Source organism: Flavobacterium sp. LK-23, from assembly GCF_058135255.1.
Genome location: NZ_JBYUVT010000004.1, coordinates 190,767 through 215,021 on the forward strand (window position 1 = coordinate 190,767; position 24,255 = coordinate 215,021).

Annotated in this window: 14 protein-coding genes and 1 other RNA gene; 5 read left to right on the forward strand and 10 right to left on the reverse strand. The window is 33.8% G+C overall.

What is annotated here, in order from left to right; translation table 11 throughout:
* Positions 1 to 221 precede the first annotated feature (221 nt).
* The 5 genes from chiA to AC3Y25_RS08350 all read right to left on the reverse strand — a co-directional run bounded on the left by chiA (position 222) and on the right by AC3Y25_RS08350 (position 14,345).
* A complete protein-coding gene (gene chiA, locus AC3Y25_RS08330; protein ID WP_489902426.1) occupies positions 222 to 4,958 on the reverse strand; it encodes a T9SS-translocated chitinase ChiA in 4,737 nt (1,578 codons plus the stop codon).
* A gap of 471 nt (positions 4,959 to 5,429) precedes the next feature.
* A complete protein-coding gene (locus tag AC3Y25_RS08335) occupies positions 5,430 to 7,496 on the reverse strand; it encodes a beta-N-acetylhexosaminidase (protein ID WP_489902427.1) in 2,067 nt (688 codons plus the stop codon).
* Between the two features lie 152 nt (positions 7,497 to 7,648).
* On the reverse strand, positions 7,649 to 9,586 hold the full coding sequence (gene nagB / locus AC3Y25_RS08340; RefSeq protein ID WP_250836718.1) for a glucosamine-6-phosphate deaminase: 1,938 nt from the start codon (positions 9,584 to 9,586) through the stop codon (positions 7,649 to 7,651).
* Positions 9,587 to 9,691: 105 nt separating this feature from the next.
* A complete protein-coding gene (locus AC3Y25_RS08345) occupies positions 9,692 to 11,269 on the reverse strand; it encodes a RagB/SusD family nutrient uptake outer membrane protein (protein WP_489902428.1) in 1,578 nt (525 codons plus the stop codon).
* A 10-nt stretch (positions 11,270 to 11,279) separates the two neighbouring features.
* Positions 11,280 to 14,345: a SusC/RagA family TonB-linked outer membrane protein gene (locus AC3Y25_RS08350; RefSeq protein ID WP_489902429.1), complete on the reverse strand. Its 3,066-nt coding sequence runs from the start codon at positions 14,343 to 14,345 to the stop codon at positions 11,280 to 11,282.
* 278 nt (positions 14,346 to 14,623) lie between these two features.
* On the opposite strand from AC3Y25_RS08350, the gene AC3Y25_RS08355 reads away from it, so the two are divergent.
* The 3 genes from AC3Y25_RS08355 to AC3Y25_RS08365 all read left to right on the forward strand — a co-directional run bounded on the left by AC3Y25_RS08355 (position 14,624) and on the right by AC3Y25_RS08365 (position 18,012).
* On the forward strand, positions 14,624 to 15,676 hold the full coding sequence (locus AC3Y25_RS08355; protein ID WP_427874572.1) for a sensor histidine kinase: 1,053 nt from the start codon (positions 14,624 to 14,626) through the stop codon (positions 15,674 to 15,676).
* On the forward strand, positions 15,666 to 16,367 hold the full coding sequence (locus AC3Y25_RS08360) for a LytR/AlgR family response regulator transcription factor (protein ID WP_095930523.1): 702 nt from the start codon (positions 15,666 to 15,668) through the stop codon (positions 16,365 to 16,367). Before AC3Y25_RS08355 ends, AC3Y25_RS08360 begins: the two co-directional genes overlap by 11 nt.
* 175 nt (positions 16,368 to 16,542) lie before the next feature.
* The gene (locus AC3Y25_RS08365) at positions 16,543 to 18,012 is read left to right on the forward strand and encodes an MFS transporter (protein ID WP_489902430.1); all 1,470 of its coding nucleotides are present in this window, start codon (positions 16,543 to 16,545) and stop codon (positions 18,010 to 18,012) included.
* Positions 18,013 to 18,130: 118 nt separating this feature from the next.
* On the opposite strand, the gene AC3Y25_RS08370 is transcribed toward AC3Y25_RS08365, so the two are convergent.
* The 4 genes from AC3Y25_RS08370 to ffs form a co-directional block, all read right to left on the reverse strand.
* Positions 18,131 to 18,628, reverse strand: coding sequence for a hypothetical protein (locus tag AC3Y25_RS08370; RefSeq protein WP_489902431.1), 498 nt, complete (start codon positions 18,626 to 18,628; stop codon positions 18,131 to 18,133).
* A 91-nt stretch (positions 18,629 to 18,719) separates the two neighbouring features.
* Positions 18,720 to 19,376, reverse strand: coding sequence for a fructose-6-phosphate aldolase (fsa, locus tag AC3Y25_RS08375; RefSeq protein ID WP_198856298.1), 657 nt, complete (start codon positions 19,374 to 19,376; stop codon positions 18,720 to 18,722).
* 167 nt (positions 19,377 to 19,543) lie between these two features.
* A complete protein-coding gene (locus AC3Y25_RS08380) occupies positions 19,544 to 20,347 on the reverse strand; it encodes an SDR family oxidoreductase (RefSeq protein ID WP_489902432.1) in 804 nt (267 codons plus the stop codon).
* Between the two features lie 173 nt (positions 20,348 to 20,520).
* An RNA gene (ffs, locus tag AC3Y25_RS08385) (signal recognition particle sRNA small type) lies at positions 20,521 to 20,618 on the reverse strand.
* 88 nt (positions 20,619 to 20,706) lie between these two features.
* Here ffs and AC3Y25_RS08390 point away from each other — a divergent pair.
* Both AC3Y25_RS08390 and hutI read left to right on the forward strand, forming a co-directional pair.
* Positions 20,707 to 21,759: a glutaminyl-peptide cyclotransferase gene (locus AC3Y25_RS08390; protein ID WP_489902433.1), complete on the forward strand. Its 1,053-nt coding sequence runs from the start codon at positions 20,707 to 20,709 to the stop codon at positions 21,757 to 21,759.
* Positions 21,760 to 21,875: 116 nt separating this feature from the next.
* A complete protein-coding gene (gene hutI, locus AC3Y25_RS08395; protein ID WP_489902434.1) occupies positions 21,876 to 23,114 on the forward strand; it encodes an imidazolonepropionase in 1,239 nt (412 codons plus the stop codon).
* A 242-nt stretch (positions 23,115 to 23,356) separates the two neighbouring features.
* Here the strand turns inward: hutI and AC3Y25_RS08400 are convergent, their stop codons facing one another.
* Complete coding sequence (locus AC3Y25_RS08400) at positions 23,357 to 24,235, reverse strand: DUF8428 domain-containing protein (RefSeq protein ID WP_095930515.1); 879 nt, start codon at positions 24,233 to 24,235, stop codon at positions 23,357 to 23,359.
* Between the last annotated feature and the right edge of the window lie 20 nt (positions 24,236 to 24,255).

A 24,255-nucleotide genomic window follows, 5' to 3' on the forward strand; every position in this document is an offset into this window, starting at 1 on the left:
GCCTCATCCGTGTACTACATTGAGTTATTAGTCCATTTATCGAAAGTCATAAAAAAAACCTGGCAGTAAAACTACCAGGTTCATAATGCGCATCTTTAGGCAAAAACCAAATAACAAATTACCTAAAGTGGCATTTTTTAGAAATAAAATAGATTAAAACATAAATAACCAAACTCAATTTTAACCGTCCCGTTTTTTATTTCTAAATTTTCAATTCTTTTTTAGTTTAAAAAGTTCATTACTTTCAATGACTTTTTGTGTCCAGATTTATCTGTTACGATCACGACAAAAATTTGTCTACTAGCAAAACTTGGACTATGAAGCAATACTTCTTTGTTGTTTTGAATATTTCTAGAACTTGTAACCGTTTGTCCTATTGTATTGAATACATCAACCTGAGCAATGTCTTCTGTTTCATTAGATACCGATAAGGTATTGTTTCTAAAATAGGCAACAGTCGTATTGCTTTCTGCTGAAATATCTTCAAGAACTAATGTTTTTGCTGTGGCTTGAGATGCAAAATAAGCTGCATATGCTTTAGATAATTCAGATGAATTACCACAAGAAGAGGCATCCCAATTTACAGACCAAGTCATTAAACCTCTTAAAGAAGGATATGGTCCGCCTGGCTGCATAGTGTATGTTCTACCCGAGAAATTGGTTCCGTTTCTTAAATAATCCATAGCATTAATTCCTTCTGTTGGAGTTAAATAACCGCTACCTGCTGCACTCGGACAAGCTGGTAATGCAATAAGAACTTTTGAGGCTGGCAAACCATCAAAACGCATTCCTGTTGAAGCAATGTTATACCCTTTTATGATCATATCGGTTAAGGCTGTAACCATGTTGGCTTTCTTAGCTGTACCATAATACTGGCCATCTAATCCGTTTTCTCCTCCTGTATTATACAATTGTACCGCTAACAAATCTAACTCGTTGCGTAAGTTTTGAATAATTGGCAAGAACGAACCAAAAGTATCTGTGTAAGTAGTATATCCTCCTTGTACATATTGTGTTTCTGGAGCTGCAGTCAATAAAAATCCAGGGCCATAGTACGCTTTTAATTCTTTGAAAGCATCTACTACGTTTTTCAATCTTGGATAAGCCGAAATACCAGCGTAAGAGATATCTCTTAAACCTCCTGCGCTAAAATTCATCGATCCACCTTCAAAATCAATATCAACTCCATCAAATTGATACTCGTCAATAATGGCTTTTAGACCATTAACAAAAATATTTTTCTGAGTTACATTATCTAAAACAACATGACCATTTTGACCTCCAATAGAAACAATAACAGGAACACCACTATCTCTTAAGGCTTTTATATCGTTTTTCAACAATTGCTTATTGAAAACGCCATTGGTCAAATATCTCGCGTCGTTTGTTGTCAATATTGGTGTATAACCATCGCGATTAACGGTTTCTACGAAAGAATAATCCACTACGTTAAATTTACTTCCCACCATTTGAGAAAAATATAAAAATGGAGCAGCAGTATTTTCCCAAGAATGTGCGTATCCTAAAATAATTTTAGATGGAAGCGGAATAAATCTATTACCACTTATTGTAGCAATTTTAATAGTATTGTTTAATGTAGTTACCGCAGCTTTATTATCGGTTGCTTTAATTACAATTGGATAATCTTGATATGCAGTTGGCGTAAAATTATACGTATACGTATTATTTGTACCAGCTGTCATGTTAAACGTGCCTCCATTTATGGTAATCGTAACACCAGAAACTGTTCCGTCACTATCGACAGCCGTAACTGAAATTGGCACAGCTTGGAAAGAGCTTTGGTATACCGTAGTATTTGATGGTGAATTCCAAGTGACTACAGGTAGTGAATTTGGACAATTTGCACCTGAACATGTTAATGTAAAACTATATGTTTTTGAATCTGTTGTTCCGTTTGAAGCCGTAGCTGTAACAGTTAATGTATGAGAAACTCCAAACTGATTTGCTACTGGTGTCCAAACCGCTGTATAAGTTCCTGAAGAATTGGTAGCGCTTAAGTTTTGTCCGTCTAAACTAAATACAACAGATGAAATTGTAGTGGCATCTGTAGCGCTTAATCCAACACTTGCAACAAAATTAATTGCTGAACCTAAATTTATAGCAATCGCCGAAGCTGTTGGTGCTGTAATAGCAACAACTGGCTTAGTCACAACTGTCGTTTGTGTATTGAAATTATAAACTGTTGGCGCTGTTGGAACAGCAAAGTTTGCTAGATTATTTGGATAATAAGCTACTTCTCCATTTTGCCATGAATTTAATTTTAAACTTAAAATTTGTGTATAACCCGCTACAACTGAATCATCAAAAGCGTAATTTCCTGATGCATCTGTTGTTGCTAGAACGCTTTTCCAGTTGTGCGTGTTATCTGTCCATGGTAAAACAATTTCCACTTTTGCATTTGCTACAGGTGTTGAACCGTTTTTCACCGTTCCGCTGATTAAGTTTGTCGCTGCCGCTAATGCTACTCTAGCCGTTGAACTTGTATTGAAGTTGTACGTTGTTGGACTTGCAGGAACTGCAAAGTTGGCTAGATTATTTGGATAATAATTTACCTCTCCGTTTGACCAAGTATTTAGTTTTAAACTTGTAATGGTTGTATAACCGTCTATAACAGAATTATCAAAACTGTATTTTCCTTGTGCATCTGTTGTTGCCAGAACACTTTTCCACGGATGTGCATTATCTGTCCAAGGTAAAACCAATTCTACTTTGGCTCCTGAAACTGGAGTTGTTCCGTTTTTAACTGTTCCGCTAATTTTACTTGAAGTCGTTACAACATCCTGAGCAAAGTTTAATGTTTTATTGGCATTCAAATTAGAATAAACTGTCGACGCTGGTGTAAATGTCTGTCCTGTTAAAGCTGCAGTTACAGTATAATTTCCGCCAGAAGCTAAAGTCAATGAATATGCCCCAGTTGAATTAGTTGTTGCCGTAACATTTCCTGCTGTAGAAGCCGCCGTAACGGTTACGCCAGAAACTGCAGTACTTCCGTTAAGAACTGTTCCGCTTACTGTGTATGTTACCACTGCTGCGCCTTGAGTGAAATTCAACGTCTTGTTGGCATCAATTGCATTGTAAACTGTTGAAGCTGGAGTATAAGAAAATCCAGATTTTGCAGCTGTAACGGTGAAGTTTAAACCTGCTGTTAAACCTGCAATGCTATAAGCGCCACTTGCATTTGAAACTGCTGTTAAAGTTGTGCTTCCAGAAACTGCTGAAACGGTTACACCAGAAACTGGACCACTTCCGTCTACAATTGTTCCACTTACAGTATAGGTTGGCTGCGTTCCATTAATTACAACTGTTGTCTGATTTACCGTTACATTGTTTAACGATACTGGAACAAAGGTATAACTCGCTTTTAAAGCTGTAAGTGTATAGTTTTGTCCTGAAGTTAGATTATTGAATGCAAAGTTTCCTGTTTGAGAAACTACTGTCTGAATTACCGCATTGCTTGCGTTACGTAATTCAACTGTAACATTGGTAATCAAAGCCGATCCGTTTTTTACAGAACCAGAAATACTTACTGTTCCTGGAACAACACTGCCGAAAGAAGCGTCAACTTGGTTTAATAATGAATTCGGAATTGCACCTCTGGTATCTTGAGATAATTCCCAAATCATACCTCCTGCTAAGTTTTTCGATTTTATATACTGCACTTTTAAGTCCATTGACTGTTTATCTTCATAAGAAATAAACTCTTTTCTAGTAGCATTATATAAATAAGGAACTTTTGTAGTATTATCAAAATATCTTACCCATCCTGCCGAAGCTGCACTTGGTGTAACTTGCATTGTATTTGGGTCTAAATAAGCATGCGAATTGGTAACTGGATTTCCAACTAAATCACAGATTTCGATACTTCCAGATTTTTCACAAGCTCCTGAACCATCCCATGTACCGGTTGGATTTTGAGGATTTGTACATCCAGGAACGATATATCTTGGTGCTGAAACAAATAATCCGTTTGTTGAATTTGCCGCAACGTTATCGAATTTTTTTCCGTAGAAAGGCAATCCCATGATTAATTTATTCGCAGGAAAACCAATTACGTTTAGATATTGATTGGTTAATTCGTCTAATGATTCTGATTGCGTTGCGCCATACAACGGATCATTAGTGTTCCCGCTTGCATATAAAGGAGCATTATAGCAGGTTTTATCATACCAATTTCCTCCAAAATCATATCCGAAATAGGTAATATAATCACAGTAAGTCGAAATATCTTCGCTCATGCCATACTGCGCTCTGTTGTTTGGCCCTAAATACTGTTTAGCAACGTTTCTAACATTGTTTCCAGCAGCAATGGTAACCAATTTATTTGGCATTGCCTGACGCATTGCTTTCAATAAAAGCACTAAATTTTTATTGTCGTCTGGACTGTATTTTTGCGGAGGAACAGGCGCACCATTTACTATTTCTGTACCGTCAGTCCCGCCCGAAAGAGGATATTCCCAATCGATATCAAAACCGTCGATAAAAGGATACGTAGTAATAAAGTTTGCCATATCTGCCGCTAAAGCTGCTCTTGCTACAGGACTTGCAGCAATTGGAGAAAGATCTTGTCCTTTTGTCCAGCCTCCAACAGAAATTAGAATTTTTAAATGCGGATACTTTTCTTTTAATTTCATTAAATCATAAAAGTTTCCTTTTACTGGCGCATCCCACGGAATGCCGCCTTCCATATGCTCATAATCAGCATAAGTGTCTAAACATTTTAATTTGGTATTCTCTGGATGGGCAGGATCATAAGTTGTGCCATAAAAAGAATAATTTAAATGCGTTATTTTACTTCCATCAATTTTAGGAACATTAAAATCCCTAGCATAGATAGACCATTGCGCAAAATACCCCACTACTTTTTTTCCGTGAGCTGGTTGAGCCAACGCTAGTGAGGGAAACAATAACAAAAAGAGCAATCTGTAATAATGTTTCATAGTTAATAAATATTAGTTAATAGAAAATAAATAATTGGGTCACAGAAGTTTTTAAAATCTTCTGGGTTTCGCTCAACTGCAGATTGGAACCCCGCGGTCGATTGGAAATAAACTCAAATTACATTCTATAGATAAATATTACTATTACTGATTCATTCATAATCATTAGTAAATAGCAGTGATTGATATTTATTTATAATTCTAAAAATTAATCTTAAATACAAATGATAAATTTGGGACTAATCATCAATCTATACTCTCGTTTTTTGTCATGTTTTCTGGTATTCTAATTCTTCTATTTGGTTTTTAAAGGTTAATACTAGCCCTCATGGCTTATATTTTTAATATTGAATTAAGTTAAGTGCTGCTTACTTCTGAAATCTTGGCTATAACTATCTCTACCGTGGAACTCCGGCAGAGATAATTAAAAGCCTGATTAATGTAACTCTAAAACACTAACTCAACCAAAATTTATATTAGTTTCTTTAAACTCTCATAAACTGACAATTCTACGTCAGCATGATCTTTTGTATTGCATTTGTCTATTAGACTTTTTAAATCTGCTGGTTTTAAAGTCGATTTATTATCTAATACAAGCAATAATTCTTGCGATGCATCACTTAATTTTTTTGACAAAGGCAAAATTGGCTGCACTAATGGCGCATTGGCACTTAGCGCTGTTAAGTCTTTATTTACAGTAATCCATTTATTAAAAAATGCTGTTACTTTTGCTTTATTATCAGCCGATTTATTTGCTAAATATTGATTTACTGCAGCATCAAACGCAAGTGCATCTTTTGCGTCTGGTCCGCATGCATCTGCAAATAAGGTAAACGGAGAATACATCTGGTACTCTGTTCCTCCTTTGTTACGAGTATATCCTTTTAAAGGCTCGCTAACTTTAGAAAATTCTTCAAGCGACTGAATGTTTTGATTGTTGGCAATATTTCTTAAAATAACATCTTTGTTGCGAATGTGCGTAATGCCTAATTCTTCTAATCTGAAAGAGATCTGCTCTAAACGTTTGCGCATATTTTCTACATCCACTACATCTTCTGCAGACCACAATCTTTCAGCAATAGCAGCTGTTCTTGGCCAAACTCTAGAATCTATCGTGGTTGGTGTAGCCAATTCTGTCCACATTGTAGCTTCTCCACCCAAGATTCTTGCTTTTTCATCGCTAGTTAAATTCGCTCCTTTTGGCATCGGATCATTTAAATAATGGCTTGCTATTGGGTACATTAAATCGATATAATAGCCATTTGAAAGAACGGTTTTGTATCCTTTTTTAACTGCATCTACTAAAGATTGTCCTGCTGGCATTCCTTCATTTGGACCTCTCCAAGAATGTACAATAGCTTCTTTAGATAAATCTTTTGTCAAGATTTCTTCCCAACCCATCAATTGTTTTCCGTGTTTCTTTAACATCGGTGCCAATTGCATGGTAAAATAAGTTTGCAATTCGTGGTTGGTTTTTAAATTATGCTTCTTTTTGAATTCTTGAATCTTCGGATTTGCATCCCAATCTTTTCCTTCGTTTTCATCTCCTCCAATATGGAAATAAGCGCCTGGAAATAATGGACAAACCTCATCAAAAACTTCACTTAATAATTGATATGTTTTAGGATTTGAAGGATCTAATGTTGGCGAAAAAATACCCGCATTTCTTTCAATTCCATAGGTAGCAATTGCTGTACCTTGAATATTTTTTTCGGATGTTCCTCCTGTCAGCGTGATTACTTTACTGCCAATTTCTGGATAAGCCGTTAAAATTGCAGATCCGTGACCTGGAACATCTATTTCTGGAACAATTAAAATACCGCGCTCATCTGCATATTTTACGATATTTTTAATTTCCTCTTGTGTATAATACATTCCATCCGAAGCTAATTGAGTAAACTTTGGATGTTTTTTCATTTCGATTCTCCAACCTTGATCATCAACCAAATGCCAGTGAAAAACATTCATTTTCACAGCTGCCAATGCATCAATATTTCTTTTAATTACGTCAATTGGCTGAAAATGTCTTGAAACATCAATCATTAAACCTCTCCATGTAAATCTTGGGAAATCTGAAATTTTTGAAACTGGAAAATAAAAAGATTTTGAGTTGTTTTGAAGCATCTGCAACAATGTCTCCAAACCATGTAAAGCTCCTAAATCGCTTGAAGCGTTTATTGTTATTTTATTAGAAGTAATATCTAAATGATAACTTTCGTCTTCGTACAAACCAATTTTACCGCTTTTAGTGCAATTGATCTGCAATTCTGCATTTGGAACTTCATTTAGTTTTTCAATAAAACCTTGTTCGAAAAATATACCTGTTCTACCATCTAAGCGGCGCAAAAAACGAGTTACTCCTCCAAATATTCTAGCATTTGGATTTCCTGTAATGTTTACTTTAAAATTTTTAGTTAAATTAAAATTACCTTCATTAATAACAACATTCTGAGGCCAAGGCATAAGATTTAGCTGCTTCTTCTGGACTTGAGCACCTGCTGTTAAACCTGCAAATAATAGTACAAATAGATATTTCATTTTTCTTTTTTTTGGTTGGATAGCTTTTTATAAGTATCCTAAATTTATAAAAAAACAAAACTCAGAATGATTTCAGCTTTTACCTCACTTTGCTATGAGATCAATCTGAATTTTGCTATTTGATTCATTCTAAAATGAATCGGAAAAATTTTTTAGTAATCAAAACGTTTAAAAGCTTCGATCGCTTCATATTCAGCCAAACCTAATTCATCATACAAAATGGCTGTATTTTTATTTCGATCTTCTGCCCTAACCCAAAATTCACGAGAGTCATTACCTTGAAACATCACCCTGTCTTTTTGAGACTGATGGTGTAAAATAGCATGGCGTTTCAACAAAACCTCTGATGGGCTTAATGGAACTGCCATATCAATTTCGTGAATATCCCATTCGTGCCAAGCTCCTCTATACAGCCATAACCAACAGTCATCCATGTACGGTTCTGGTTTAAGTTCTTTTAAAGCGGCAAAAATGGCATTTAAACAAACCTCATGTGTTCCGTGCGGATCTGCAAGATCTCCAGCAGCAAAAACTTGATGCGGTTTTATTTTTGCAATAATATTTTTTACAATAGCAATATCTTCTGGCCCTAACGGATTCTTTTTAACTTGTCCCGTTTCATAAAAAGGAAGATCTAAAAAGTGTGTATTTTCATCTTTCAGTCCAATATATCTTGTTGCTCCGTAAGATTCTCTTCTTCTAATCAATCCTTTTAATTTTCGCACTTCCAAAGAATCGATCTGATTTTCAGATTTATTATTTAGAAATTCGATTACTGATTTGAAATTGATATCTGATTTTTCATTTCCGATAAAATCACTCGCAACTTCTGCAAATTTTAAAGCTTCATCATCTGAAACAGCAATGTTTCCTGAAGTCTGATATACTACGTGAACATCGTGTCCTTGTTTGATTAATTTCGAAAATGTTCCTCCCATAGAAATCACATCATCGTCTGGGTGTGGACTAAAAAGAATAATTCTCTTTTTTGCCGGATTTGCCCTTTCTGGACGAAATGAATCATCTGTGTTTGGTTTTCCTCCTGGCCATCCGGTAATAGTGTGCTGCAAAATATTGAACATATTAATATTCATATCATAAGCAGAACCTTCTTGAGCCAAAAGATCAGACATTCCGTTATTATTATAATCACGGTCTGTCAATTTCAGAATAGATTGTTTTGTTTTTTGACATAACCAAACAATCGCTTTACTTTTTAATTCAGGAGTCCAAAGACATTCTCCAACTAACCAAGGCGTTTTGAAACGGGTTAATTCTGAAGCTGCCGACTGATCTAAAACAAAAGTTGCGTTTGGATGATTCTGTAAAAATGTTGCTGGAATTTCTGAACTGATATCGCCTTGAACTGTTCTTTTTATAATATCTGCTTTATTTTGCCCCCAAGCCATCAAAACAATACGTTTTGACCTCATGATGGTTGAAACCCCCATTGTTATGGCACGTTTCGGCACATTATCTATACCATTAAAAGCAGATGAAGCATCGACTCTAGTGATGTGATCTAAGGTAATAATTCTTGTTCCTGAATTGATATGCGAACCTGGCTCGTTAAATCCAACGTGACCCGTTCTACCAATTCCAAGCAATTGAAAATCAAGTCCACCTGCATTTTTAATATTCATTTCATAATCGATACAATATTGATTGATTTCCTCAATTGCTACTGTACCGTCAGGAATATTAATATTTTCAGGTTTGATATCAATGTGATTAAAAAGATGCTCATGCATGAAATAATGATAGCTCTGATTGTTCTCCTTAGTCATTGGATAATATTCATCCAAATTAAAGGTGATAACATTGCTAAAACTAAGTCCTTCTTCTCTGTGCATTCTCACTAGTTCCTCATAAACTTTAATAGGAGAAGAACCTGTTGCTAGACCTAAAACACAAGATTTATTTTTCTCCTGCTTAGACCTAATTAGCTGCGCAATTTCCTGGGCTACAATTACAGAAGCATCAATCGAGCCTTTAAAGATTTCAATATGAATTTTCTCAAATCGAGTTTCTTCAAATTTTCCCGCGCTTTTGTAACTAATATCAGGTTTTATTTCTAAAGCACTTTTCATTTCTTTTCTTTTTTGTAGTAATTACCATTTTGGTTTTAAGAATGGTATAGATCGCTTTCGCCATCTATACCATACTACTAACCAAACTTAATATTCTCGTTTTTTTTAGAAATTTGGAGCGTTAACATCCCACCAAGTTCTTGTTCCACCATTGTCAGGACCGTTAAGTTTTGCAATACCTGTTTTAAGACCTTCTGGGTTTCCGTCTTTTTCAGTTGAAACAAAGTTGATTCTTCTTACACCATATTCAGTTGTAATTGCACCAGCACTTTGGTTGTTAAGAATTGGTAATAATTTTGGGTAACCTGTTCTACGGTGTTCAGCCCAAGCTTCCATACCGTCAGGGAAATTAGCAATCCATTTTTGAGTAATGATTTTTTGTAATTTTACTTCGTTGCTTGCAGCATCATCCCAAGCAACAGTTACTTTATTCACAGCTAAACCACTATTGAATGGAGCAACTGGATCTACATAATCTTTAGCTGTTTTTACATTATTTGCAATATAATCAGCAGCACCACCTACAGAAAGCTGTTCAAAAGAAGCCGTAATACCTGCTTTGTAGAATGTTGCAGCGTCACCGCCCATATTCCAACCTCTTAAAGCTCCTTCTGCTCTTAAGAAGTAAATCTCAGCTGCATTTAACCAAACAACTTGTTTGTCTTCATCTATTATCTTACCAAAATTCGAAAAATTAATGTGTTTTGACTTATCACCAAGAATACCACCTGTACGGATTCCTTTATATTCTCCAGGAAACTCTTCTGAAGTTTTAAAATAAACACTTATTCTAGGATCATTGTAACCTCCCATGATAGACTCCATATCTGCAGACATACGGCTATCATTATATTCGTAAGCAGCAACTCTAAGTGGGTGTTGCGAAACATCTTTATTCACAATAAAGCTGTCTGCATTTACTGTCATTACACCAAATTTTTGGCTAATTGCTTTTTCGGCTTCCGCTTTAGCTAATGTTGGATTTGCTTTTACAATACGCATTGCTAATCTTAAACGTAAAGAGTTTGCATATCTAACCCATTTTGTATAGTCTCCTTTATAAGTCGAACGATCGATTTTTGTAAAAGAACTTGTTTCTCCTGCATCAATTCTTTTTGTTAATTCCGCAACAGCAAAATCTAAATCTTTAAACATTAAGCCATAAGCTTCTTCTTGAGAATCATAACCAATTGCTGCATCTGTAGTACCTAATTTAGAATAAACTATTGGTCCCCATGAATCTGCCGCTTTATGTAAAGTCTGTACTTTTACTATAGTTGCTAAAGCATAAAACTCATCATATTTTCCTTTAGATGCAGCTTCAACTTTTAAGTAATTTGCCATAACCTGTGTATAGATAGCTTCCCATCCCCAAAGGTTCCAGTTATCAGAAAGTGCATAAGAAAGGTTATTATTACCGTCAAAACCTGGTGCTGTAGTATAACCTCCCCAAGTATTACCAGATAAGTCAATAGCCACCTGATACTTCCACCCTGGCACATTTACCATCACATTGTCAAACATTGTAGTAAAGGGCCCTTTAATATGATTAAAGTCTTGCGTTAGTTCTTCTTGTGTAAAACCATCAGGATTACTATTAATCTCGTCAAAATTCGATGTACAACCAACTAAGGCCAAAAGACTAAGACCAACTAGTGATTTTTTTATATTATTTGTTTTCATGATGTTTTAATTAGAAAGTTACATTTAAATTAAGACCAATACTTCTTGTTGATGGTAAACCATAAATATCAACACCTTGCAAGCCCTGACCTGTACTTAAAGCAATGTTTGGATCGAATGGTGCATCTTTATAAAAGAAGAATAAGTTTCTTGCGATTAATGATAAAGTTGCTGTATTAACAAATGGAATTGCTTTTTTATTGAAGGTATATCCAAGCGAAACCTCTCTTAAACTTACATTTGTTGCATCATAAACATACTCAGCAGTAGCACCGTTAAGACCACCTACAGCTTCATAGTATTTTTGAGCATCTATTTTAGTCACTTTGGTACCATCAGGCATAACTGCATTTACAGCAACACCACCAGCATTTCTAGCATCTGCAGATCTTTTTGATACCCCATAAAAATCATTCATACCTTCAGTAATACTCATTACATCTCCTCCAAAACGACCATCGATCAAGAAGTTAGCTGTAAAAGAACCAAATTTGAATGTGTTTGACCAACCTAACATAAAATCAGGGTTTGCATTACCAACTTCATGGAAATCAGCTTCAACTGCTAAATTTCCTTTATCATCTAAAACAATTTCTCCATTATCATTTCTAACAATACCTTTTCCTTCAATCACACCAAATGGTCTTCCTTCTGTTAAAGAGTATCTGTAGTTAATATTATTTACAGGAGTTAATGGAATTTTACCTCCTAATTCTTCTGGAATTTCTTTTACTTTATTTTTATTGTGAGAATAATTCACCATAGTTTCCCATGAAAATTTTTGCCCTTCAATAATTTTACCGCTAACAACAATTTCAAGTCCTTTATTTTCTATACTACCAGCATTTATTCCGTAGAAAGTATAACCGTAAGGGTTTGTTGCCGGAGCCGGAACTTGAATGTATTGATTTTTAGTTTCTGAGTTGTAGTAAGAAATTTCAAAACCTAATCTATTGTTGAACATTCTCCACTCAGTACCAAATTCAAATTCTGATTTCAATTCAGGTTTCAATCCTTCACCTGGTCTTGGGCCTACTACAGGAGGAATAATATTACCACCTTGAATAGTCGATTTTGGAGAAGTCACAAAAGCAGAAACATCATTACCTACTTGAGCATAAGTTCCTCTCACTTTTCCGAAGTTAATCCATTCTGGCATTGTTGCCATTTCACTAATAAGAGCAGTAACCCCTACAGAAGGATAAAAATAAGATGAAGTATCAGTATTTACTAAAGTAGAAGACCAATCATTACGTCCTGTAACATCTAAGTACAACATGTTTTTATAACCAAAAGTTGCAGAAGCAAAAATTGATTGAACCTCTCTTGAAGAACCTGTAGCCTGAAGGCTTAAGTTATCTAAACCACTTGCGCTTGCAAAATTCCCCAAAGTAAACAAGTTAGCATTTACAAGCCCGCCAACAATACCAGAATCTAACGTAGTCTGTTGATTTGCTAATGTATTATTGATACTTGCTCCTACAATAGCATTAAAGCTAAAATCTTCGTTGAAATTAGTATTAATTTTAGCAATCAAATCTCCATAACGCTGTGTGCTTAAATTAGCAACGTTTATATATCTACCGTTTATATTAGATAAAGAAGTATTGGTCGTAGCATAAATCTTTTTATCATAATCATTTTCAACTCTATTATAGCTATATCTTGCAGCAATGCTTAACCAATTGTTTGCTTTGTATTCTAAAGCTAAATTTCCGTTGAAGAAATTATCTTTATCAACAGATTTATTTCTGTTAATTAACCAATAAGGATTCTGAACATAAATATCAGCATTTGGTGCGCTGTAAAAGTTTTGGCCGTATAGGTTTCTAGAAGGAATAAATGTTTCGAAATTATCTTTGTAATAATTAAAGTCATTTCCTCTTTGGAACAAATAAACTCCCGTTAATGGGTTTGAGTAAAGTCCGTTTACAGGTCTGTTATTAATTGTTTGCGATGTATATTTTGCATCAGCAGAAACAGTTAATTTATTGTTGAAAAATTTACCTGTCTGACGGATTCCAAAATTGTTTTTCTTTAAGCCATTACCTTCAATAACTCCTGAAGCTGTAGTATTAGCATAAGATATACTTGTTGAAGAAATATCAGATCCTGTTGTAAAAGCAGCAGAAGTAATTTGAGTAACTCCTGTGTTAAAGAAGTCTTTTACAAAATCATTCGACTGTACTTTTCCTCCCCAAGATTTTTGTGCATCCGCTGTTCCATATTCATACTGAAATTCTGGTAATGAATGAACAGATTCAAAAGTAGTAACAGAAGATACAGCTAAATTTCCTGTATTTTCTTTAACTTTTTTAGAAGATAATAAAATAACCCCATTTGCTCCTTGTGATCCGTATAATACAGAAGCTGCTGCACCTTTAAGTACAGTCATTCCTTCGTAATCGTCTGGATTAATCAAAGAAATAACATCTCCTCCGTCACGGTTACCTCCAGCAGTGCTACCAAATGAATCATTTGACGCATTTGTATTACCTTGCTGATTTGAAGTACCATTATACATAGGAATACCATCAATAACGTAAAGTGGCTGGCTATTCATGATCGAAGAGTTACCACGAATTACAACTTTTGTAGATCCTCCAGTACCTCCAGAACTTTTTGTTACAGCAACACCCGCAATTTTACCTGCAATAGTATTAATAACGTTGGCATCTTTTACACGAGTCAACTCTTCTCCTTTAAGCTCTTGAGCGGCGTATGTTAAAGATTTTCTTGTTTTCTTAACACCTAAAGAAGTTACTACAACCTCATTTAATGCATTTGAAGCCGCTTGAACCATCTTCACATTAATTGTAGCAGCATCTCCTACAACTATCGTCTGAGTCTCTAGTCCTACGTAAGTAAAAACTAAACTTTGACCTTTTTGAACTTCAATAGTGTACAATCCGTCAAAATCGGTAGTAGTTCCTTTTTGACCTCCTTGTACAGCAACAGAAGCTCCAGGTAATGGCATACCATCAGAATCTGTAATCACACCCTTGACATTTTTTACTTGTGCAAGCGAAACTTGCGCCGTAAAAACAATCATAAAGATTAAGAAAATTTTTTTCATGTTTATTTTATTTTGTTAGTTATGATGTAAAATTATTCTTAAGGCATTGTTAAAAAAAATAAATTAAACCAACAGCAATAAAATTTAAACGAACGACATAAAACATTCAATAATACGCTTTACGAAAACGTTCTAATAGAAAAAATAAGCACAAATATCCTTTTTTTGCAAAATTTTATTCAAAAAAATTGGCTCTTTGCAGTTAATTGTTTAAAGTTGCACAATATTTCAATATTGTTAAGAAAAACCAAAAAAAAACGCAAATAACTTAAAACCAGTTGAAAGAAATACGAAAAGTTAAATTTGATATTAAACTGCAAAATCATATCTGGTTTTGGGGAGTATATTTTACTTTAAACTTTTTAAGATGGGGAGCTTACTTTAATGATTACCCTTATGCATTCAAATCTAATGTAATTGAATTCTCACTAGTTATTCCGTTAGTGTATTTAAATTTATTTGTTTTAGTTCCCAAGTATGTACTAAAACAAAAATACATACTGTATACTTTTTTGCTTCTAGTAAGTTTGTTTGTTATGTATTTGCTCAAAACGGCCCTAACCTATTATATTATATCAGAAAATATCTGGCCAGAAGCAAATCGCGAATACCATCCTTTTGAGATCAATCACATTGTTGCTGTGTGTATAGGAGAATTGTATGTTCTAGCAATGGCCTCCTCTGTGTATCTTACTTTAACCTGGTTAAGAGAGCGTGAAAGAAATAGATCGTTGAGAGAAAATCAATTTAAAATAAAATTAAAATATCTCGAAAATCAGATTCAGCCTCATTTTTTCTTTAATACATTAAATAATCTATATGCTTTATCTTTAGAATCATCAAAGAAAGTTCCAGATGTAATCATCAAACTTTCTAATTTGATGGAGTATGTTTTGTATGATGTAAAAGGAACCAAATTTGTTCCGCTTATAAAAGAAATAGATTATATTCAGAACTATATCGAAATCGAAAAACTTCGTTTTGAAAATGTTGAAGTGACCATAAATTTAGAATCTAATATAGAAGATGTTGTTGTACCGCCTTTAATCTTTATTTCTTTGGTAGAAAATGCTTTTAAACACGGTGGATTAAACAACAAAAATTTAAAAATAAAAATCAATTGCAAAGTTATAGACAACAAAGTACTCGATTTTGAAATCTTAAATAATTTCGTAATTTCACAAAATCATAATCAAAAAAAAGGAATTGGTCTCGTTAATACAAAAAAGAGGCTAAAGCTAATTTACAAAAACAATTTTAGCCTAAAACAGCAAACCAAACTAAATTTCTACATAATCAGATTGCAAATACCAACTCAGAATGAAGATTAAATGCGTGTTAATTGATGATGAGCCTTTAGCTATTAAAGTCTTGCAAAATTATTTTACCAATTTTACCGATTTTGAAGTTGTTGCGACATTCAATAACTCTCTAGAAGCGCTCGATTTTATCAACAGTACTCCTGTTGATGCTGTCTTTTTAGATATTAACATGCCTATGATGACGGGTTTTGAACTTATTAGTCTGATCGAAAACAAAACCAAAGTTATTATTACCACTGCATTTAGAGAATTTGCTGCCGAAAGTTATGATTTGGATGTGTTAGATTATTTGGTAAAACCAATTCCGTTGCCAAGATTTATAAAATGCATCAATAAAATCACTACCGAATACAATCTTAAAAACAATATCAAGATTGAAACCGCAAAAGGAGATTCTCATATTTTTATCAAAGTAGATAAAAAAATGATGAAAATTAATATTGAAGAAATTCTATTTGTCGAAGGAATGAAGGAATATATAAAAGTTGTCACTCCCGATAAAACCTATATTACACATAAATCTCTTACATCCTTATCTGAAGAATTGCCCGCAGATCGCTTCCTAAGAATACATAAATCTTATGTAATTGCGCTAAATAAGGTGAAATCTATAGAAGGAAACCGCGTTCAAATACAATCTTACAACATTCCGATAGGCAGAAACTACAGTAAAGAAGTTAAAAACAAGATATTGGAATAAAATATAATTACGAATTACATTTTCTAAGTAGGTTAAAATTAACACTTTGTTGAAAAAACATAGCCGTTGGTTTAAATTTAACATTATTTATACCTTTTTATTTTTTTTTGATAATCCTAACAAATATATTTACGGTCTTCAAAAAACAATAAAATAAAAAATTAACCTTATTATTATGAGTTCAGAAAATGTGCAAACCAAATGGGGGCAATTTATCTCTTTGATAATCGTCTTCTTCTTTTGGGGTTTTGTTGGTTCAGCCAATGATATCCTGATTCCAGTATTCAAAAAAGTATTTACGTTATCGCAAGTACAATCTCAATTAGTAGCATGGGCTTTCTACGCTGCATATTTTGTTGGATCAATTATATTCTTTATCGTTTCTTTAAAAGTAGACGTTTTGCAAAAATACGGCTACAAAAAAACACTATCTGCAGGATTAGTTTTATCAGCAGTAGGTTCATTCCTATTCATTCCAGCAGCTACAATTCAAAGTTTCCCTTTCTTCTTAACGGCTTTATTCACAGTAGGTTTAGGATTCTCTATCCAACAGATTGTTGCAAATCCGTTAGCTATTAAAATGGGAAGTCCAGAAACTGGAGCGCACCGTTTAACTCTTGCTGGAGGAATTAACTCTTTCGGAACAACAATCGGAGCTATTTTATTAGGTATCGCTTTATTCGGAATGGGAGATAACAAAAAAACAGCTCTTTCATTAGAAGATATTAAATTGCCTTTCATCATTTTAGGTCTTGCTTTTATTGCGGTTGCGGTATTTATGAATTTCTCAAAAATCGAAGATCCTGTAAAAGAGGAAGAAGCAATAATCAAAGAAAAACACAGTAAATTCAACATTCTTGACTATCCACAATTATACTTGGGTATGTTAGGAATTTTTATTTATGTAGGAACTGAGGTAACTATCATTAGTAATTTACCTGCTTTATTACACACTAACGAATTCGGAAACATCTTAGAAGACGCTGTAGCACCGTTTATTGCGCTTTACTGGGGAAGTTTAATGATTGGCCGTTGGAATGGTGGAGCAAACGTATTTAATACTTCAAACTTAGTAAATACGGCACTTAAATTTATCGTTCCTGCTGCGGCATTTGGAGTAATCATTGGAGCAAATATTTTTGCTGCTCACGATGTTTCTTCATTCTACATTTACCCATTCTGGATTTTACTATTTATTGCAGTAAGTTTTATTGGTGGTAAAAATGCTGGAAAAACATTAATGCTTTTCGGAATTTCAGGATTAACTATGATGGCATTAGGATTAGCATGGCCAGATCCAGAAATTGCTAAATTCTTCTTTATCTCTGGTGGATTATTCTTATCTATTATGTGGCCTTCAATCTTCGATTTAGCGATTGCAGGATTAGGGAAAAACACAGGAAAAGCATCTTCTTTCTTAATCATGATGATTCTTGGTGGTGGAGTTATTCCATTGGTACAAGGAAGTATCTGTGATTTAGATGCAACAAATCCAAATGGAATTTTCGGTATCACATACACTCACTTCTCTTACATTATACCGCTACTTGGTTTTGCATATTTAGGATTCTACGGTTTCTACTGTCCTAAAATTTTAAAAAGACAAGGTATTAGCCATATAGAAAGTGCTGGTGGTGGACACTAAAAAGTAAAAAACTCCAATATATAAAAATCCAAATTCCATTTTAAAACTGGAATTTGGATTTTTTTATTTAAAGAAGAAAAAAACTTAGAAGCTTAGCATCTCAGAATCTTAGCAACTTTTATTTGGCATTAATAATATTACTCAAGTTCTTCTTGAAAAGAGCCTTATTTTGAACCGTTAAAGGATAAACCACATCTCTGTCCGCATGAACAATTACTTTATCTATATCGGCATTTAAAAGCGCTTGAGGATCTTTTATCTTCAAGGTGCAGGCTCCATCAAAAAAGCCGTCATCTTCTATAGTTTTTCTAGCTTCTATTTTTGTTCCGTCACTTAAGATTGCCGAAATCGTCATTTCGCTATTTAATGTTTTCGAATAAAATCCATCCATTACCAGCAAAAGACGATATGAATTTTTTAATTCCGAACCTTTAAACTCATGCCTCGTAATATTATATCGAAGACCTTTGGCGAGAGTTTGAAATTTAACCGAGCAATCTAACTCGTAAGTAGCCACATCGCCCGCTTCATTTACCGAAGTAATAACTTTAGCGGCTTGAGCGTTTATAGAAAAACTCGCTACAAAAAAAGACAACATAAATAAGATTACTTTCATATTTAACTATTTAAGATTCAATATAAAAGTAAAAAAAATCGTCTCTTCTCGTTAGAAAAAAGACGATTTTAATTTTGTAAGTATCTAAGGATTATTTATTTCCTTTTTCAAAGTCAGCTACAAACTGAGCTAAACCGATATCTGTCAATGGGTGTTTCAACAAACCGTAAATTGCAGAAAGAGGTCCAGTCATAACGTCTGCACCAATTTTAGCACAGTTTACAATATGCATAGTGTGGCGTACAGAAGCTGCTAAAATTTGAGTTTCGTAACCGTAGTTATCATAAACCTCTCTAATTTCTTGAATCAAATTCAATCCATCAGTAGAAATATCATCTAAACGCCCAACGAATGGAGAAACAAAAGTTGCTCCAGCTTTTGCAGCTAAAAGTGCTTGTCCTACAGAGAAAACAAGAGTTACGTTAGTTTTAATTCCTTTATCAGAAAAGTATTTTGCAGCCATAACACCTTCCTTAGTCATAGGAAGTTTTACAACAATCTGCTCATGTAATTCAGCTAACTCCTCACCTTCTTTAACCATACCTTCAAAGTCAAGAGCGTTAACCTCTGCACTTACATCACCATCAACAAGATTGCAAATGTCAACATAATGCTTAAGGATATTGTTTTTTCCAGTGATTCCTTCTTTTGCCATTAATGACGGATTAGTTGTTACACCATCCAAAACACCTAAAGCTTGTGCTTCTTTAATTTGAGCTAAATTAGCTGTGTCTATAAAAAATTTCATAATTTGTTTAATTAAAAATGGTTTGTTTGTATTTATAAATTTCTTTTCAAATAAATTCTTTTAAAGAAATCTAGCTGCAAAATTACAAAATCAATACCAATAAAGATTTTAAAATTAAAACCATTTTAAAATTATATGTTATAAATAAGTGTATTTTTTACATTTTTCTATAACTTATAATGATTCATAAGCATTTTCTCATACATTTTATCTGGAAGCGCACGTTTTAAAACAATCGAAAACTTCTGCATAAAAGCCCCCACTTTATAATGTACGTTTGGTTTTTTAGTTTGAATAATTTTATAAACTGCTTCTGCCATTTCATTTGGATTACTTCCTGCATCAACGTGATCATTCATTGTGGCTAGAACATCGCCATAAACCTTTTCGTAAGCAGAATTTTTAATAACTGGCGCGTGATAACGTCCGGCAGCAATATTGGTAGCAAAATCTCCAGGCGCAACGTTCGTGATTTCGACACCAAAAGCTTTCACTTCCATTCTCAAAGCTTCAGTAATCAATTCTAAAGCTCCTTTTGATGCAGAATAAACACTTCTATACGGAAGTCCCATATAACCAGCAATCGAAGTAATATTAATAATAAGTCCAGAATTTTGCTTACGCATTTGTGGCAATGCTGCTTTCATAACTTCAATTGGACCAAAAAAGTTAGTCTCAAAATTATTTCGAATTTCCTCAGTCGGAATTTCTTCTAAAGGTCCTGTAATTCCAACTCCAGCGTTATTAATTACAATATCCAATCTTCCAGAAGTTTCGATAATTTTATTTACCGCTGTTTTAATAGAATCAGAATTTCGAACATCTAAAGCAACTAATGGAAAAACTGAATTTAAAACTTTCTCAGGATTTCTGCTTGTTCCGTACACGACAAAACCTTTCTGGTGCAAAAATTCACCAATAGATTTTCCAATTCCTGATGATCCTCCGGTAATTAAAACGACTTTGCTCATTTTTTAGTTATAAGTTATGGGTTATGAGTTATAAGTTTTTGGAATTGGGTTTATTTTGAACCACATAAAGCAGTCAATGTTGAACTTCTAACCAATAACATTTAACTTCAGATAGGGTCAAAAATAAAAAAATCCTCCTAAAAGGAAGATTACAAAACTATTAAATTCTAAAAAAATGGCAAGCGACCTACATCGCACCGCTCAACCACGTACCCTTGCTATGTTCCCATCCTGGGGGAGTCTGCAGGAGCTGGTCGTGTAGGACTTGCCGGTGCAAATATACAACCTTTTTATATTTTTGCAAGACCTTTGTAACAATAAAAATATCGTCGTATATTGGCTTATTGAAATTTTAAACTATGAAAAAATATAACTTCCTAGCTGTCATTTTATTAGGAATCACATTGGTTGGATGTGGAGAAAAAAATAAAGGTGAAAATTCTTTATTTACTATCGATGATTCTGCTTTTCCTGCTCATCTTACGCAAAAAGAAGCGCTTAATATTGGAATTTTAAACCCGAAATCTAAAGAAATTGACAGCGTTGCCTACTTCGTAAACGACCAAAGAGTTGGAGGTACAAAAGGTGCTGCAAATTTTAGATTTGAATTAATAGATCAAAAATTAGGATACCAATACTTAAAAGCTAAAGTTTATTTTGGCGGAGATTCTTCAGACGCAAGTGCTAGAATTGAAGTCGTTTCAGACATTGAGCCTAAATTATTAAAATATAAAGTGGTAAATACTTTTCCTCACGACAAAAAAGCTTTTACAGAAGGTTTAGAGTTTTATAAAGATACTTTATACGAAAGCACTGGACAAGAAGGAGCTTCTTTTGTAAAAAAATACGATTACAAAACAGGAAAAGTTTACAAACAAATTGATCTAGGCCAACAGTATTTTGGAGAGGGAATTACATTTATAAATGATAAATTATTCCAACTAACGTACAAAAACAAAAAAGGTTTTATTTACGACGCAAAGACTTTAAAACTTGAAAAAACCTTTGATTATGAAAAAGATATTGAAGGTTGGGGAATGACAAATGACGGAAAGCACATTTATCAAACTGATGGAACTGAAAAAATTTGGAAAGTTGACCCTGCTACTCAAAAAATGATTGACTACATCAACGTTTATTCGGGAGAATCTAAAATTAAAGCCGTTAATGAAATTGAATGGATCAATGGGAAAATCTATGCAAACGTATGGTTCAAAGATGCTATTGCTGTAGTAAATCCAAATTCAGGAGCTGTTGAAGCCATTTTAAATTTATCTGATTTAAGAAAAACAATGACAGATATTACAAAAGATGATGTTTTAAACGGTATTGCATACAATCCTAGAACTAAAACCATTTTTGTAACGGGTAAAAACTGGAGCAAAATGTTCGAAATTACCGTTTCTGATTAAAAAACAATAATATTGAATTTTTAAAATTCCTAATTCCTATCTGACACAAATTTCACGAGTTTTCACAATTCATTAGTGAAAATTCGTGAAATTTGTGTTTTATAACAATATCCACAATGACAACATTAATCGTAAACATACAAGAGTTATTACAAGTTCGCGAAAGTTCTATTACCAAAGTTTCGGGTGCGGAAATGGCAAAACTTCCAACAATTAAAAATGCTTTTTTAGTATTAAAAGACAATTTAATTGAAGATTTCGGTTCAATGGATAATCTTCCAGAAATCAAAGCCGACAAAACTATTGATGCAACTGGAAAAGTTGTTCTTCCGTCTTGGTGCGACAGCCACACGCATATTGTTTATGCAGGAAATCGCGAGCAGGAATTTGTTGATCGTATAAATGGTCTTTCTTATGAAGAAATAGCCAATCGCGGCGGCGGAATTTTAAATTCGGCTAAAAAACTAAACGAAACTTCTGAAGAAGAAATTTATGAGCAATCTAAAATTCGTTTAGAAGAAATAATGCATTTAGGAACCGGTGCTGTAGAAATTAAATCGGGTTATGGATTAACGGTTGATGGAGAATTAAAAATGCTTCGTGTAATTAAAAAACTGGCAGAAAACTATCCTATCGCCATCAAAGCGACATTTCTAGGCGCACATGCTTTTCCTTTACATTACAAAGAGGATAAAGCTGGCTATCTTGACGAAATGATTAACGAAATGCTGCCAGAAATTTCCAAAAATAAGCTTGCTGATTATGTAGATGTTTTCTGCGAAAGCGGTTATTTTTCTGTAGAAGAAACCGAAAAAATAATGGAAGCAGGTTTAGCATTTGGCTTGAAACCAAAAATCCATGTCAATCAATTTAATTCTATTGGCGGAATTCAGGCTGGCGTTAAATTTAATGCACTTTCTGTAGATCATCTTGAAATTATGAATCCAGAAGATATTGAAGCCTTAAAAGACACTGAAACAATGCCTGTTGCTTTACCTTCTTGTTCTTATTTTTTAAGCATTCCGTACACTCCTGCTCGAGAAATGATAAAAGCAGGTTTACCTTTAGCGTTAGCAACAGATTTCAACCCTGGCTCTACTCCATCAGGAAATATGAATTTTGTCGTAGCAACAGCTTGCATCAAAATGAAAATGACGCCAGAAGAAGCGATTAATGCCGCAACAATAAACGGCGCCTACGCAATGGGACTTTCAGAAACACATGGAAGTATCACAAAAGGCAAGAAAGCCAATCTGATTCTAACAAAACCTATTTCTTCTTATTACCAAATCCCTTACGCTTTTGGAAGCAATCTTATTGAATCAGTTTTTCTTGAGGGCAAAATTTTAAAATAAATCGTTTGTCCAAATAAACAAACAGTTCAATTCAATAATTAAAATTTAATTTTATCTGCTAAAATCATTTAAATCTGCGTGAAAAAATCTATACGTAAAATGTTTCACGCAGATTTAAAAAGATTTAGGCAGATATCTGCAGATTAAATTGAAAAAATCACCACACATTATCCCATAAAAAAAGGCCTGTGAAAAATCACAGACCTTTAATATCTTAAGTGGTATTGTATCCCTAAGGCTCCTTATCTTAAACTAAAACTAGTTTTAGAAACTAACTCATCATTATCAAAAACATTGATAAAATAAGTTCCTTTAGCAAAATCTTTTCCTGGAAGATCTTCACTTACTTGTACAGTTTTATTTTCGTATTTTACTGTAGTTTTAAAACTGTAAGTTAATGTGTTTTCTCCAAAACTTTCAGTTTTCTTTTCGCCTAAAACATTGTTTTTAGCGTCGATAACTTGAACATAATACGTTTTGTCTCCAGATTTTGCAATTTGATTTTCAGCAATTGTAAAACTAACTTTCAAAACATCAGCACGACTTGCTTTATCAGTTTCGATTTGTTTTCCAGAGCTTTTCAATTTGTAAGCTGAAGTTTTAGTATTTAAAACAGATAATTTAGATCCTTTTTCTACAGTTTTAGCTAACTCTTCATTTTGGCCAACTAATACTTCATTATACTTTTTAGACTCTCCTAAAACTACAATAGTACTATCTCTTTGAGTTGTTAAAACACCATTCTGTTTTTTCAACTCATCGTTTTCAGCAACTAAAGTTTTCATTTTACTTTGCATTGCTTGAACTTGAGATCTGTATTTAGAAACATCTCCTTTAGACTTGTTCAAATCATCCATTAAAGCCACAACTTTGTCTCTTTCTTGGATTAATTCGTCAGACATAGAAGTGTTTTCAGCAATTGCAGCATCATAAGTCGCTTTTAACTCCTGTAAATCTTTCATTACAGACTCTTTCTCAGTCAAGGTTGTTGTAAGTTCAGTCTTAACCACCTCTGTATCAGAAGATAATTTAAAAATATACACTAAGCTACCGATCAGTAGGACTGCTAAAACTGCGATTACCGCCTTTAGACTTGAATTGTTGTTCTTTGGGTTTTCCATATTTAAATAATTTTCTTTAA

Bases quoted from the DNA above. Each gene is read 5' to 3' on its own strand.
- chiA (WP_489902426.1), bottom strand. From the start codon at position 4,958: ATGAAACATTATTACAGATTGCTCTTTTTGTTATTGTTTCCCTCACTA.
- AC3Y25_RS08335 (WP_489902427.1), bottom strand. From the start codon at position 7,496: ATGAAATATCTATTTGTACTATTATTTGCAGGTTTAACAGCAGGTGCT.
- nagB (WP_250836718.1), bottom strand. From the start codon at position 9,586: ATGAAAAGTGCTTTAGAAATAAAACCTGATATTAGTTACAAAAGCGCG.
- AC3Y25_RS08345 (WP_489902428.1), bottom strand. From the start codon at position 11,269: ATGAAAACAAATAATATAAAAAAATCACTAGTTGGTCTTAGTCTTTTG.
- AC3Y25_RS08350 (WP_489902429.1), bottom strand. From the start codon at position 14,345: ATGAAAAAAATTTTCTTAATCTTTATGATTGTTTTTACGGCGCAAGTT.
- AC3Y25_RS08360 (WP_095930523.1), top strand. From the start codon at position 15,666: ATGAAGATTAAATGCGTGTTAATTGATGATGAGCCTTTAGCTATTAAA.
- AC3Y25_RS08365 (WP_489902430.1), top strand. From the start codon at position 16,543: ATGAGTTCAGAAAATGTGCAAACCAAATGGGGGCAATTTATCTCTTTG.
- AC3Y25_RS08370 (WP_489902431.1), bottom strand. From the start codon at position 18,628: ATGAAAGTAATCTTATTTATGTTGTCTTTTTTTGTAGCGAGTTTTTCT.
- fsa (WP_198856298.1), bottom strand. From the start codon at position 19,376: ATGAAATTTTTTATAGACACAGCTAATTTAGCTCAAATTAAAGAAGCA.
- AC3Y25_RS08380 (WP_489902432.1), bottom strand. From the start codon at position 20,347: ATGAGCAAAGTCGTTTTAATTACCGGAGGATCATCAGGAATTGGAAAA.
- AC3Y25_RS08390 (WP_489902433.1), top strand. From the start codon at position 20,707: ATGAAAAAATATAACTTCCTAGCTGTCATTTTATTAGGAATCACATTG.
- hutI (WP_489902434.1), top strand. From the start codon at position 21,876: ATGACAACATTAATCGTAAACATACAAGAGTTATTACAAGTTCGCGAA.
- AC3Y25_RS08400 (WP_095930515.1), bottom strand. From the start codon at position 24,235: ATGGAAAACCCAAAGAACAACAATTCAAGTCTAAAGGCGGTAATCGCA.